This is a genomic window from Mesorhizobium sp. URHB0026, assembly GCF_054059755.1.
Genome location: NZ_JBSSCN010000001.1, coordinates 324,087 through 336,801 on the forward strand (window position 1 = coordinate 324,087; position 12,715 = coordinate 336,801).

Sequence of the window (12,715 nt, forward strand, 5' to 3'; positions counted from 1 at the left end):
GCCACACGCAGGTGGCAGGATGTCGTGGCACTTCTGGACGAGAGCAAGTTTCGCATCGCCGACATCGCGAACGCCATAGTACGGGCATCGGACAGGTCTTTGGCGCGTGCAGTGGACGACCCCGCCTTTGTCGAGGCACTTTGGCTCCTGCTCAAGATTCCTATCGCGGCCAAGCAGGCTGACTTCCGAGCAGAACTGGCAGCACTGGGAATACTCGTGCCTCCAGATCCGATGCTGGTCGACATCCTGGGCGCCTTTGTCGACGTCATCGATCGCGCCCGTTACCGGGCTGCCCTAGCGGTGACGGACTTCAGCTTGATAGCCCGAAACGCTGCCATGGCCGCACTAGAAAGCCTTACGCTGGACAGATCGCCTTCACTTTGGAAACCATCCGCGATCGACGAACGCACAACAATCGCCAGCTTCGCCGCAACCGAGCAGTTCGGTGAGCTGGCGCAGCGCTTCTTCACCAATTTGGTTGAGGGGCACCTTCAGTATTTCCTTGACCGCGAGATACCCCGCCACATCGGGAATGGCGGCATGATCAGGTCGGTCGGAGACACGACTTACTTTGAAAGTGCCGTCCACCGTCACTGTCGCGAGGCTACAGTAATAATGCGGGCGTTCGCGCGAGATTGGCTAGGCAAGCACCGGTTTCATTTAGGCAAAGACCTGACCCGGCTGGACGCGGTCCGTTTTGCCGCAGTCGCCTTCACGAAGGTTCGAAAGGAACTTTCTAGCCGTAGCGGTATCCAGAATGCGGCAGTTTGAATTCATCTGCGGGGGCGTCGAGGCCCCGGCGGCTCAGCCGGATGTCACTCGCGTCGAAATGGACGTCCAAGGAAACCGCACTGTCAATCTGCGCATTGCCGACATCAGCCGCGTGATGGTTAGGAACATCCCCGATCACCTACTCGATGTCCTTGAGGTAGCGGCATACATCTACTGCGGAGACCAACGTGCCAGCCGCGGAAGCGTGATGCTTGCCAAAGCTGGCAGTGATTGGCGTCGGGGAATGCGGTTCGTTATTCCGGTTAGATGTCCGGGGCTATGGACCGGCGCGAAGCTCGGCGAAGAACTGCAACAGACGCTCGGCTTTCTCTCCGACGACACCTACGAATTCGAATTCAGACCGGCCACAACGCCCGCTTTTGAAAGGGCCATGTACTTCGACGACATGTCGGACAGCATGTTCATTCCCGATGAGGTGGCGCTATTTTCAGGCGGTCTGGACAGCTTGGCCGGCGCTCTCGACAGCATTGTCGGGGAACGGCGCAAAACCGTGCTTGTGGGTCATCACTCCGCTCCGAAAGTGTTTGCAGTTCAGAAGGAGCTTGTCAGCGCGTTGAAGAGAACTGGGCATCGCGATCGACTGTTCTACGTACCGGTCAGCGTAACCAACACGAATGTCGATCCTGTTGAGCCGACACAGCGCTCGCGCTCATTTCTTTTTGCAAGCATGGCCTTCGTCATAGCTCAAATGTTTAACGTCGATCAGTTCACATTCTACGAAAATGGGGTCGTCAGCCTGAATTTACCTATCGCCGGTGACGTGCTTGGGTCCCGCGCTACAAAGACGACCCACCCAAAAGTGATGCGCGGTTTCGAGCGCATATTTGCGCTTCTCGTCAGCAAATCGGTCACGATTCTGACTCCCTTTCTCTGGCGGACCAAAAAGGAAATCGTTGAGCAGATTGTCAATCACGGGTTCGGCCATCTTCTCTCACGCACAGTGAGTTGCGTCCATCCCATCCTTTGGACGATCGATGTGAGGCACTGCGGTCATTGCTCGCAATGCATTGACCGCCGGTTTGCTGTCCTATCGGCGGGGGCGGAAGACTTTGATCCGGCCGAAAGCTATGGGACAGATTTGCTTACAGGGCCGAGAGATCCTGACAAGGAGATCCAGCTGGCCGTGAGTTACGTAAGATTCAGCCAGAAGATCGTGAACTCCACACGTCAGCGGTTCCCGGTCGAGAACCCGGACATCTATGCGGCTGTTCCTCACGTTCCAGGCCTCTCGTCCGCTCAGGCCCTTGATGAGGCTTGGGCTATGCACCTGCGCCATGCAGAGGCGGTCACGTCGGTGATCAAGGCCGCTGTCGGCACACATGCCTCGTCGCTTGTTGATCACACGTTGCCGCGAGGAGCGCTGCTCGCACTGTGCTTTAGTCGAGACAGGATAGAGGCGCCGCCGCTGGCGGACGAGTTGGATCGCATGTCAGACTTCATTGACCGACTGCAGCAGCCGGTCTGCGAATTCGCCGTCGATGTCACGAACAAACGTATTGTGTTTCGAGGTGGTCTCGTTCTCGACGGTGCGAATTTCAATTTGTTCCACGCATTGCTCGCCTGCTTTCGGGAAGCGAAGTCGACCAAGCGCGACGTCCCCTACATTGTCTCGTGGAAACTTGCCGACGTACTTGGAGTGTCGGAGCAATCGGTTCGCAAGCAGGTTGTGCGGGTACGAGAAGAAACCACCGAGCGGCTCGCTGTCGAGCAGGGCGTTGTCCTGTTTGACGACGGCATAATCGAAAACCTGCGTTCGGAAGGATACCGAATCGCACCTGCCCTTCGCGAGGTGTTTTTGGCGGATTTGGACGTCTCGGAAAGTGCGTGTCACAAACCCTAGCTTGGATTGTCACAAAGCCGCCGCCGCGCAAATACCTTCTTTGTGGGTCTCTCTGCTATCCACCAAAAGGCGGCAGCACCGGCCCAGTGGTATTCCACTGGATGAACTCGACTTCCTTCCCCGTCACTTCCCGCACAGACTTCAACAGCGCCTCATGCAGGGTTCGCGTGGCGCGGTAATGGTCGGAATGCGGCGAGATGAACGGCTTGATGATGCTCTTGTGCAGAGCCTCTGCGGCCGTCAGGAAGCGCTCGATTTCAGCCTGCGAGAGCTGCTTTGATGGTTTGGACCTGGCCATTGGCGGATCTCCGTTTGAGAAGTTCGCCGCAACGAGAGGATTATATTCCTCGTTTCTACCCGGTAGGCAAGGCCTCTTCGTATTAAACCGTACGCGTAAGGGTTGACGCGGAACAAACGTTGAACCCTCGCGTTCGCCGTCGATGGCGCTCTACTATTTCGACCTAACCGACAACGGAACCGCATACCCGGACACTGAAGGAACTGACCTTCCAAGCTTGGAATCGGCTGAAGACGAGGCGGCAAAAGCACTCCTAGAAATTGCTAAAGACAAGATGCCGGATGGCACTTTCCGAGAGGTCGCCTTGCATGTGCATGACGGTTCGAGGGAAGCCATATTTGTGGTGAAGGTTACGTTCGAACTAATCCGCAACGGACCTGATTAAGATGGGACCGTGGGAACTGGACCACCTTGTTCATGAGCAAGCCCGCCTATACCAGAGACGGGCGGAGGCACAGGTCGCCGATCTTCGCTCGACTATCGACGAGACGCGCCGCGTAATCCAGAAATCCCGCAAGCTGCTAGATCGGCTTGCCGCCAAGCCAGGCGCTATAGTGCCGTAGGAGGTGGCGGTTAGCCAGATCACTGGAGAGCCGGACGACACCCAGCCTTAAGGCGTTCTGCCGTCCTTCGTACGGATTCGGACCAGGGTTTTTATTGAAAACGGAGCCGGAGCGGTTTTAGAAAAACAGACGTTTCCCATTGCTACTGTAGGAGAGCAGCTCTGGTTTACGTCCAAAAAGAAGATGCCCGCCACAAGGCGGTTAAGGTCTTAGAAGGCTGTCGTGAATGGATTGTCGTGGTGGTGGAAGACGGCCAAGAAACGTCCCAATCATTTACGAGAGAACCCTACGCGCTGTCGTTTGCAGAAGGCCAGCGGATACGTCTAGGGCTGGATAGCTACATGCGGCTGTAGGCGCTACTCAGCCGTAGGGGCCTCATCACTGTCATCGGGGCCGAATTTTGCATGGAGAAAACGAAAGCGTCGATTCAATAAGCTTTAGCCAAAATGGTTCCGGAAATTTTACTGTGGCGCCGGGTTCGATGCCCCATGAAGAACGATCCCCACGGCAGAGCCGCCCTGCAAATGATCAGGGAGACGATCGAGGACCATTGCCCGCCGGGCGTGCTCATCAGCGAGGAAGCAGTGAACTGCATCTATGGCCCAACGCTTTATGGCGAGGCGGAGGCGATTTCCGCCGTAGTTGTCGCAACGGTCGAGAGATTGCAGTTGCGGTCGACCGTGAAGCCGCCGGCGCCGAGCATCAAGGCATAGCCCCAAAACGCAAAAAGCCCGCCGGTGTGAGCCAGCGGGCTTTTAAGCATTTCCCCAGAGTCAGGCCGGCGGCGGCGGCGGTAGTGATGTACCGGGGCCGGGCAATCACCATCTCGGAGGCGAGCGAGAGCCGGTCTGCAACAAAAAAGGAGCGGCTACTGCAACCAATGGCGGCCTGAAAAGTTGCAGGGCCTATCACCGTCGAGGAGGGTCTGACCTTGAGCGCTTTCCTGCCTGTGAAGATTAGATTTATGAACCTCCAAACGACGACGGCCATCTCGTCGGTGGCCGAAGCCAGAGCGGCAATGGATGCGGCATGGAAGAACAAGGGCTTGCAATCCTATCGACAGGCGCTGCGTTTGCTGGAGGAGGCTCAGGCAGGAACTTGCCGGCAGTCCATCGCATTCGCGGCCTTTGTCAAAGCCGCAAGAGACCAGGACATGGTTGTTTCAGATCAGCCGAGCGAGGGCCTCAAGCGCCTAGACGCGCTGGCAAGCTCGATCTATGAGCAGGCTCGCCAGATACCGCGCTCGGTTTGAGCAACAAGTTCACCGCGCTTCCAGCCGCGACCTGGAAGCCCGCGCCCCTCGGCAGAAAAGCGCGGGCCGACCAAGTTTGCCCTTGGCCAGCAGCGCGAAGGGACGTCGGAGTGCGCTGCGTTCGCCCGAACTTGCATTCGATCGGCCTGTTCCAAGGGCGCATCGCGAAAAAGCCCGCCACCTCTCGGCAGCGGGCAGGGTCACTTGGGAAGACCGCAGGGGAAGCGTGCGGCCAGTTCCCGAACCCTGGCCGCTGAAGTATGTTCCGCAGGACACAAAAAGCCCCCACCTTTCGGCGACGGGCAATGACAGGAAATGCTGGGATCAACCAGCATGGGTCAACGGGCGATGGCGGTGGTGGTTGCCGTCTTTCGCCTTGGCGCTCCCTATGGGAAGCCGGCTTGCGCCGGTGGGCCGGTTGCGCGATGCTGTATTGGGGAAGTGCAGGGCAATTTCAATGAGACCGACTGATAAATTGATGGCGGAAGCCTTGTGGCGTCCGGCATCGTGACGGGCATCCTCTGGTATTTCATTCCAGGCTTGCCATGGTGGGCCTATGCGATCGTGTTAGTGCTCCTCGCCGGGGGGGGTCTATCAGGAGCGGATCAAAACCGTCTCGCGGGAAAAGATCATCGATCGCGGCGACTGGCCGAACAAGGGCGAAAGATGAAGGGGAAGGACCATGTGGATCTATGTCTATTATCCTTGGTGGCTTGTCCTTCTCCATTGCGCGTTCCTGCTTGCTTGGTGGCTTACTAGGACGCCAACCCTCATTATGACGGGGGTGCTGCTGTTCAGCCTTCCGATTGCGCTCTACTTCGAGATCGATCTGCTGGTCGCCGTTGGGATTACAGTGGCGTCCATAGGTGTTCTTTTGCTGACGGCTATTGGGTGTGGCCAGCGTAGCTCCCGCCTTTTTTTGGGCAAGTATACCGCCGAGGAGGAGCATGAGCGCGAAGAGGCTACAGCCCGTGTCCGCAAACATTTTGGCATGCCCTGAAACCAAGGCTTGGCTTGCCGCACGCCTCGTTTCAAAGAGATAGAATCGGCAATCGGCAGGGGCGAAGCCGGCATCATTTGATTCAGGCACGGGGGTAAAAACCTTGACTAAAAGAAGACGAGACACCGGTGGTTTAGACACCGTGGTTGAGGTTGATCCTACCAGCGGCAAATTCAATCTTCGCCTTCCCGGCAAGCTTGCTGCCATGACTGGTCGCAACCTTGCGAGGGCGGTTGAGATGGCTTTTGCTGGTTTCGCTCCCGCGCAATACAGACGTGCGGTAAATGGAACGCTGCAGTCACGGCTAGATTCGACCATGGTCGACCAAATGTGCCGAGCAATCGAGAATCCGGATGATCGTGTGCTTGCAGCGGCGCTGCTCCGCAGAAACTGGATATCTGAGGCACAAAAGGCGGAGTCTCGCGCCGAAATCTTAGACCTGACCGCTGATCTTTTGGCGATCGAGGCCCCCCGGCCACTCGGCGTGCAAAGGAAGACATATCACCTGATTTTCTTCAACATTTTTGGGATACGGCGGATCGACTGTCACGATCAGAACTGCGAGAAATATTCGCTCGAATTCTAGCTCGTGAAATCGTCAGTCCGGACAACTTCTCTGCGTCGACCTTGAATCTCCTTGCGACGCTTCACCCGCGCAACGCTCAAAAATTTGAGGAGCTGTGTCGGATGACTTTCAATATTCCCGACCTGTCGTTTGTTATCGTTTCTCTGCCTAAGCACGAGAAAGGTCCTCTGAATCAACTTGGGACGAAACCGTCAGGTAGGATAGGTGAATATATCGATGAATTCGGGATAACTAGAGAGGATTTGCTTGATCTCCAGTCGATCGGATTGACCAGGAGTTCTGGCGAACAGGAGTACCCTCAACTACACAAATTATATAGATCGCACTTGCACGTCGAATTTGCCGGGAGGACAGCCCACCTTGATGGACAAATCCTGTCCCGGCGGGGTTTATGATGGGGTTGGCGTCATCTCGCTTACCCCCATAGGCCGAGAACTCCGGTCCGTTTTGATGCTAGAGCCTCACAAGGATTATACGTATGCTTTGATGAACGCCTACTCTAGGATTGGTGTCACGATGACCCTCGACGCCATTCAGCCTGCAAAGGCTTGATGGGAATATCAGCCGCCACCCAAGTCCGACCTTGGCTTTGGCCCAGTCTTTTAGCAGAGCAAATCCGATATCCCCATCCGGGAACCAGGCCCCAGCGCGCCGATACGAAGCCGGCCATGCTGGTCGACAGCTCTTCGCGGATGATGATCGGATAGGTCAGGCTGGGCGCGCCGTTCCAGAGAGGAAAGCTGTTGCCCAGCCGTTCGACCTCGCCTGGGTGGACGAATTCGAACCGACGAACCATGTCGGGGATGTAGTCTTTACGAAAACACGTCCGCACATGCACGAGAGATAAGGACCCGGAAAGCAAGAGTCTACTTTGGGACGGCTATTCGATCGCGCCACCCTCCTGATTGCTGACAGCCTCCGCCATGCAAAGACGCGTCGGCTGCAATCGGTTCGCTTCGCAATCGGCCTATATCGCCTAGGGCACGCTGAGCGGGCTGATCCGCATTAGCGCTCACTCGGTGATAGCATGTGTGAAACCGCTCATCGCCGAAAACTCGTACCAGCTTTCCATCAGCTCTTTGCCAATAACAATCATTTGATTGCACGACACATGGCGTTTCGCCATGGCGCCTCTAAAAACATCCGGGAGATCTACTTCAAGGAAGGGGCAACAAAAATGGTTCACCGCGTTACTGCTGTCGTGATCGCGTTTGTTTTTGTGGGACTTAGCGCAGGCCAGGCTGCCGCATGGGGGAACTCGAAAACCCTTAAAAGGACAGCGCTTTCGGGAAAGGAAATCAGCGTTTACGACGGGGCTAGCGTTAACCCCGACTGCTCGAACGCGGGCCCGGTCGATCTGAAGGCGGTTTCCGGACCGAGCCACGGGAGAATTTCGATCGTCAATGCGAAGACGTTTCCCCACTTCACCAAAAGCAACATTCGATGGAAATGCGATTTCCGGAAGGTGGACGGCATAAAGGTGCTATACCGGTCGCAGCCAGGGTTCAAAGGCCAGGACCAGATCGACCTGTCGGTACACACATATGATGGCGTATCCTACAGCGTTACGATCAACTTGAAGGTCGAGTAACGCAATTCGCTTTCCTCTTGGAGTGGCACTACGGTTTGCCCTACCGGCCTGAGATTGGCACAACCGTGAGACCCTTTGCCGACTTCGAACGGTTGGCATCTTCGATCCTGCGCAACGCTTCTTCCGGTGTAATCCCACACTTGCGGGCATAGTAAGCGGCTTCTGTTTGCACCTCGTCATCCAACTGCGGCGCGATGATCGCCTGCCTTGCTTTGTGCTTCGCCTTCTTGCCCATGTCACGAATCATACCACAATTGTGCATGGCCATCGCGCGGATCGTGTTGCCGGTGCCTCGCCCCTCGAGATTTCTACAAAGATGTGGACTACGCCGTACCCTGGGTAAGCGTGACTATTGCCTATCCCGGAAATCGAGCAGCTTGGCGTGACGCAGCTTCTCCTCGCCCTTCAGGAACCGCACGCGGCCGACCAGACCAGGCTTTAGCCATTCTGCCTTTGCCTTGGCCAAGCCTATCGGAACAGGTCCGCCGACTTTCCCCTGCACGCGGTCCCATAGCGCTTGCCGTTTGTGAGCCTTAAACGTGACGAAGGCGCCACCGGCATAGCGGCCCTTGTCGGCCATCAGGACCATCGCGGGTTTCCCGGCCTCACGCTGCACGCCAATGATGTCCATTTCCTTTTCGGCATAGCACTTGATCTTGCGCCAGTTCATGGTCGGCCCGCTGCGATAGGTACTGCCCTTGCGCTTTGAAACCATGCCCTCAAGGCCGGCTTTGTCGACAAGGTGATAAACGGCGTCGCCGGTTCCCGGCATTGCTTCGCTGAACTGGATGCGGCCACCAGTCGGGATCAATGCCTGGAGAATGTCGCGGCGGTCTTCCACCGGCATGTCGCGTAAATCGTGGCCGTTGAGGTGCAGGAGATCGAACGCCACCAGATACAGGTCGCGCGACGGATTGCGGCTGGTAACGGCTGTTTGCAGGGCGTGGAAGTCCGACAGGCCGGCTTCGTTGATGCTGATCGCCTCGCCGTCGATGATGAAGTCTTTGGCTTCGATCGCCTCTGCTTCGCCGGCAAGCTGGATATAGCGGCCGGTCCAGTCGTAGCCGTTCTTGGTGATCAACCGAATCCCGTCGTCATCCTTGATGACCTGGGTCCTGTACCCATCGAACTTGATCTCGTGGATCCACTCATCGCCTTGGGGCGGGGTGTCGACCAGTTCGGGCTCCATCGGCTTAATGAACTTCAGACGCATCAACTCACTCGCGAAACTGTCCATTCAATTAGTTTTAGCTAAAATAGTTCCGAAACCGCAAATCGCGGGCGCGATGCAACAAAGCCCGGGGAACCACGTTGCCATCCATCGGGTGGAGGCACGATCATGACTGACGACAAGAACAAGCTCGGAATACCAAGATCGAAGCCGCGTGAGCGGCGATGAGGAACACGAAGTAGGCTATGTCGCGAGCAAATTCGGCCTGTCGATCCCGCAGGTCCGGGAGTTGATCGCGAAGTACGGCAACGACCGCGACACCCTGGAACGTGAGGCGAAGAACCTCAGGGGTCGCTGAGCACCCAAATGGCGAAGTATCAGGTGGAAGAGATCTACGGCGACACGGTCGTGTCATTGGGCATCGTGGTGGAGAACGATCCCATGAAGGCCGCCGAAGCGACGCCAGAGCCAAAGGGTCTCGCCGAGGGCACTGCAGGACCATTGGTTCCGGGTGATCGATGAAGAGCAAGCCGCCGTATACGAGTACAGCTTGGCCGGACCCGATCAGCGCCTAGACCTCTTGGAACGGAATGAGCTCACCGACCTTGGCCCGCCACTCCCCGGCAAACTGCACGGCGCCCGGTGCGGGATGAGAGAGGCCATTTCTATGCTTGCCCGAGTTGCGGTCAAAAGGTCGACATGCGCGATCTGCGGCAAGTTATCTGGCATGAAGAGCCGGGGCACGAGCCGATGGAGCCGCAGCCTGAGGCGAAGGTGATCGAATTCCCAAAGCGGAAATCCGGCGAGGACGGAAATCCATGATAGCCGCGAGTCAGTCGTCCAAGCTGCCATCGCGGTGCTGCATCGCCTTCGCGATCACTTCGAAGACGCTGCCGACTTCCTCATAAATCTCGCTCACCGCAATACCCTCTCGGTCTGCAGCTTCCATCGCCTGGTCCGCTAGATCGTTTATCGCGGCCGGGTCGTCGGTCGCCGCATTTGGCAGATGCTCTGCCATCCACCGGTCGAGGAAATCGGCACCGCGTGTGCTCATGCCGCCCTCATACGACAAACGTAAGCGAAGGTTCGCTTGCCGCCCCTGATTTGGGTGACACGAACCCAGTTTGCTTCCTGATGCCTCAATGTGACCGGCCGGCCAACGTGTGCTTCTGCCGCTTTGAATGGCGCCTGGGCCATGACCACCTGTGAGGACACAACCGAGCCGCCGGCCATTGTCTCCACTTGATACTCGAACATTTACGCCCCCGCGATTGCTACCCAACCGCGATTCAATTAGTTCGAGCTAAAATAGTTCCGGAGCTTCCCACAGGGCTCGATGTTGCAGCCGCATAGAGCGACTATCTGCCCCAGTGAAACAAATAAAAAAGATCGGATGATTGGGGCTCCGGCGACCTCCCTGCATGGGAGTAGCGGGAGGTCGGTCTTCCGGGCAAGCTCCAACGGTTCAACCGGTCAGGAGGTCTGCCATGGAACTGTTCGTGGGTCTTGATGTTTCCGTTCGCACCACCAGCGCGTGTGTGATGGACACTGGTGGTAAACTTATTCGAGAGAGCAAGGTGGAGACCGAGCCGGAGGCGATCAGCGCCCTACTTCATGCGATTGGCGGTCCCTACAAGCGCGTCGGCCTTGAAGCCGGTCCGCTTTCGCAATGGCTCTACAGTGGCCTGTCGGCCGCAGGCTATCCGGTGATCTGCGTCGAGACGCGGCACATGAAGGCCGCGCTCTCGGCTCAGATCAACAAAACCGATCGCAACGATGCCCGCGGCATCGCGCAGATGATGCGCGTCGGCCTCTACAAGCCGGTTCATGTCAAGACCGTCCGGAGCCAGGAGATCCGGATGCTGCTCACTGCGCGGAAGTTCGTGCAGACGAAGATTCTCGATGCGGAGAACAACCTGCGAGGCCTGCTGCGCAACTTTGGCCTGAAGGTCGGAGCCGTAACCCGGCTGCAGTTCGAGCGACGTATTATCGAGTTGCTCGAACAATCCCCGCATCTGCAGTTGGTGATCGACCCCCTCCTGGAAGTCCGCCGTGTTTTGAGAGAGCAGTTCCAGCGCCTACACACGGCAATGGAACGTCTGGCCGAGAGCGACGACACCTGCAAACTGCTCATGACTGCCCCCGGTGTCGGACCGATGGTTGCCCTGAGTTTCCGAGCCGGCGTCGACGAACCGGCGCGGTTCAGCCGATCGCGCTCCGTTCCAGCCCACTTCGGATTGACGCCCTCGCGTTACCAATCCGGCGAGATCGACCAGGATAAGGGCATTTCGAAGTGCGGCGATGCCGGGATTCGATGGGCATTGGTTGAAGCCGCCGGCATTCTACTACGTATCTCGAAGCGGAGTTCGCCACTGAAGGCGTGGGGTCTCTCCGTCGCTCGCCGGCGAGGTATGGCGAAGGCTACCGTGGCGGTGGCACGGCGTCTGGCGATCATCCTGCATCGGATGTGGGTCGACAACATACCCTATCGCTGGGAGGCCAACGCCGCCTGAGAGATCGAATTAAAGGGTTCCACGTCGCCGCGTGGATAGAGGTCCCGTTCAGGGACGAGTGGGTAGGCAATCTCGAGGCGGGCTTGGACGTCAGCTCGGACTGATAGTTCGCAAAAAAGATTGAGATGCCTCTCCATCCGACCCGATCATGAAGCGGTCACGCGCCGACTTCGAAGAGAAGCCAGACCCCTGGCGGGCACTCATCACCTCCGGCGCATCGAAACCGTTTACGCATCAGCCGTCAACAAGACCAACGCCGAGCATGGTATGCACGGTGAGGACCCTCTTTGCTTGACAAACCCAGCCCCAAAAGAGAAGCCCGCCAGCGTGAGCCAGCGGACAACGATCATTCAACGCCAGGAGGAAGACCCCTTGCCCGATCGTTTCCCGATCGGAAGCTCGCCGCGGTCCGCGAGGTCGCTGAGGAAGCTGACGACCATCTTCGCCTGCTCCGACGTACAGGAATAGAACCGCCGCTTGCCTTGGGTGCGGGATTTGACAATACCGAGTTTGGCCATTCCGCTCAAATGCTGTGAAAGGGTGGTCCGTGACCCACGAATTAGAGAGACCAGCTCCGACACCGATCTCTCACCATCCATCAGATGCAGAAGGATCAGCAATCGCTTGCTGAAGCCCATAGCCGCGAATAGCTGCGAGGCAGCGGAGACCCGGCTCGGCGAAAGCCGACCCTTAGGGCGCCTGCAAAGGTCGGGATCAGCTTTGATTTCAGCGAGCCTCTGTCTCACGTAGGTAGTCAAGTCCACCTCGCCGCGCTAACACACCAAAGCCCGCCACTGAGGGAACGGTGGCGGGCTTTGTTTGAAAGCTGTCCGAACAACTCTCGGGCGCGCCTCTGTCCGGGGGGCGTCGAGGGGCGCTGGGGAGTGAACTTGGGCAGATAGAATCGGTTCCCGGCCGGAAGCAAGAGAATAGGTTGCAAATTCGGTGCCATTGAAGCGAAATTGCGCCGCGATGAAGCAGCATCGAGAAGGCCCGCCGCGCGCGCTCCGGCGACGGGCCTCCTTATGGAGTGGCTACATCCCGGAGGGAATCGACCACCGTATGGTTAACCTCCCCTACGGGACAATGTTCCCGCACGTGAAAAAGCC

General features: G+C 57.6%; 18 protein-coding genes. 12 read left to right on the forward strand and 6 right to left on the reverse strand.

Annotation, left to right across the window (positions count from 1 at the left end):
* Window positions 1–24: 24 nt before the first annotated feature.
* Together ACVWWD_RS01650 and ACVWWD_RS01655 are read left to right on the forward strand one after the other, a co-directional pair.
* A complete protein-coding gene (locus tag ACVWWD_RS01650; protein ID WP_457102882.1) occupies window positions 25–771 on the forward strand; it encodes a hypothetical protein in 747 nt (248 codons plus the stop codon).
* Window positions 758–2,632, forward strand: a complete 1,875-nt coding sequence (locus ACVWWD_RS01655; RefSeq protein ID WP_457102883.1) for a 7-cyano-7-deazaguanine synthase — start codon at window positions 758–760, stop codon at window positions 2,630–2,632. The genes ACVWWD_RS01650 and ACVWWD_RS01655 overlap by 14 nt, the downstream gene beginning before the upstream one ends.
* 55 nt (window positions 2,633–2,687) lie before the next feature.
* Here the strand turns inward: ACVWWD_RS01655 and ACVWWD_RS01660 are convergent, their stop codons facing one another.
* Entirely contained in the window at window positions 2,688–2,930 is a 243-nt protein-coding gene (locus ACVWWD_RS01660) for a hypothetical protein (protein WP_352551971.1), read from the reverse strand.
* A 142-nt stretch (window positions 2,931–3,072) separates the two neighbouring features.
* On the opposite strand from ACVWWD_RS01660, the gene ACVWWD_RS01665 reads away from it, so the two are divergent.
* The 6 genes from ACVWWD_RS01665 (at window position 3,073) to ACVWWD_RS01690 (ending at window position 6,726) form a co-directional block, all read left to right on the forward strand.
* Window positions 3,073–3,315: a DUF6894 family protein gene (locus ACVWWD_RS01665; RefSeq protein ID WP_352551969.1), complete on the forward strand. Its 243-nt coding sequence runs from the start codon at window positions 3,073–3,075 to the stop codon at window positions 3,313–3,315.
* 666 nt (window positions 3,316–3,981) lie between these two features.
* Window positions 3,982–4,206: a hypothetical protein gene (locus tag ACVWWD_RS01670; protein WP_352551967.1), complete on the forward strand. Its 225-nt coding sequence runs from the start codon at window positions 3,982–3,984 to the stop codon at window positions 4,204–4,206.
* A gap of 218 nt (window positions 4,207–4,424) precedes the next feature.
* Window positions 4,425–4,745 (forward strand): DUF982 domain-containing protein, encoded by a 321-nt coding sequence (locus ACVWWD_RS01675; protein ID WP_352551965.1) that lies wholly within the window; start codon window positions 4,425–4,427, stop codon window positions 4,743–4,745.
* A 682-nt stretch (window positions 4,746–5,427) separates the two neighbouring features.
* On the forward strand, window positions 5,428–5,745 hold the full coding sequence (locus ACVWWD_RS01680; protein ID WP_352551963.1) for a hypothetical protein: 318 nt from the start codon (window positions 5,428–5,430) through the stop codon (window positions 5,743–5,745).
* A 103-nt stretch (window positions 5,746–5,848) separates the two neighbouring features.
* Window positions 5,849–6,331, forward strand: a complete 483-nt coding sequence (locus ACVWWD_RS01685; RefSeq protein WP_352551961.1) for a hypothetical protein — start codon at window positions 5,849–5,851, stop codon at window positions 6,329–6,331.
* A complete protein-coding gene (locus tag ACVWWD_RS01690) occupies window positions 6,289–6,726 on the forward strand; it encodes a DUF2806 domain-containing protein (RefSeq protein WP_457103610.1) in 438 nt (145 codons plus the stop codon). The genes ACVWWD_RS01685 and ACVWWD_RS01690 overlap by 43 nt, the downstream gene beginning before the upstream one ends.
* Window positions 6,727–6,842: 116 nt before the next feature.
* Here ACVWWD_RS01690 and ACVWWD_RS01695 read toward each other — a convergent pair whose 3' ends face one another.
* Complete coding sequence (locus ACVWWD_RS01695; protein ID WP_352551959.1) at window positions 6,843–7,127, reverse strand: hypothetical protein; 285 nt, start codon at window positions 7,125–7,127, stop codon at window positions 6,843–6,845.
* A 231-nt stretch (window positions 7,128–7,358) separates the two neighbouring features.
* Between ACVWWD_RS01695 and ACVWWD_RS01700 the strand changes: the two genes are divergently transcribed.
* Window positions 7,359–7,922: a hypothetical protein gene (locus ACVWWD_RS01700; protein WP_352551958.1), complete on the forward strand. Its 564-nt coding sequence runs from the start codon at window positions 7,359–7,361 to the stop codon at window positions 7,920–7,922.
* A 40-nt stretch (window positions 7,923–7,962) separates the two neighbouring features.
* On the opposite strand, the gene ACVWWD_RS01705 is transcribed toward ACVWWD_RS01700, so the two are convergent.
* Window positions 7,963–8,157 carry a hypothetical protein gene (locus tag ACVWWD_RS01705; protein ID WP_457102884.1) on the reverse strand — a complete coding sequence of 65 codons (195 nt, stop codon included), beginning with the start codon at window positions 8,155–8,157 and terminating at the stop codon, window positions 7,963–7,965.
* Window positions 8,158–8,271: 114 nt separating this feature from the next.
* A complete protein-coding gene (locus ACVWWD_RS01710) occupies window positions 8,272–9,135 on the reverse strand; it encodes an ATP-dependent DNA ligase (RefSeq protein ID WP_352551954.1) in 864 nt (287 codons plus the stop codon).
* A 172-nt stretch (window positions 9,136–9,307) separates the two neighbouring features.
* Here ACVWWD_RS01710 and ACVWWD_RS01715 point away from each other — a divergent pair, with 172 nt between their 5' ends.
* Together ACVWWD_RS01715 and ACVWWD_RS01720 are read left to right on the forward strand one after the other, a co-directional pair.
* On the forward strand, window positions 9,308–9,451 hold the full coding sequence (locus ACVWWD_RS01715) for a DUF3606 domain-containing protein (RefSeq protein ID WP_352551952.1): 144 nt from the start codon (window positions 9,308–9,310) through the stop codon (window positions 9,449–9,451).
* Between the two features lie 8 nt (window positions 9,452–9,459).
* Complete coding sequence (locus ACVWWD_RS01720) at window positions 9,460–9,615, forward strand: hypothetical protein (protein ID WP_352553996.1); 156 nt, start codon at window positions 9,460–9,462, stop codon at window positions 9,613–9,615.
* A gap of 310 nt (window positions 9,616–9,925) precedes the next feature.
* On the opposite strand, the gene ACVWWD_RS01725 is transcribed toward ACVWWD_RS01720, so the two are convergent.
* The gene (locus ACVWWD_RS01725; protein ID WP_352674945.1) at window positions 9,926–10,147 is read right to left on the reverse strand and encodes a hypothetical protein; all 222 of its coding nucleotides are present in this window, start codon (window positions 10,145–10,147) and stop codon (window positions 9,926–9,928) included.
* 433 nt (window positions 10,148–10,580) lie between these two features.
* Between ACVWWD_RS01725 and ACVWWD_RS01730 the strand changes: the two genes are divergently transcribed.
* Window positions 10,581–11,606, forward strand: a complete 1,026-nt coding sequence (locus tag ACVWWD_RS01730; protein ID WP_352553953.1) for an IS110 family RNA-guided transposase — start codon at window positions 10,581–10,583, stop codon at window positions 11,604–11,606.
* Between the two features lie 350 nt (window positions 11,607–11,956).
* Here the strand turns inward: ACVWWD_RS01730 and ACVWWD_RS01735 are convergent, their stop codons facing one another.
* Window positions 11,957–12,370, reverse strand: a complete 414-nt coding sequence (locus ACVWWD_RS01735) for an ArsR/SmtB family transcription factor (RefSeq protein ID WP_457102885.1) — start codon at window positions 12,368–12,370, stop codon at window positions 11,957–11,959.
* Window positions 12,371–12,715 lie beyond the last annotated feature (345 nt).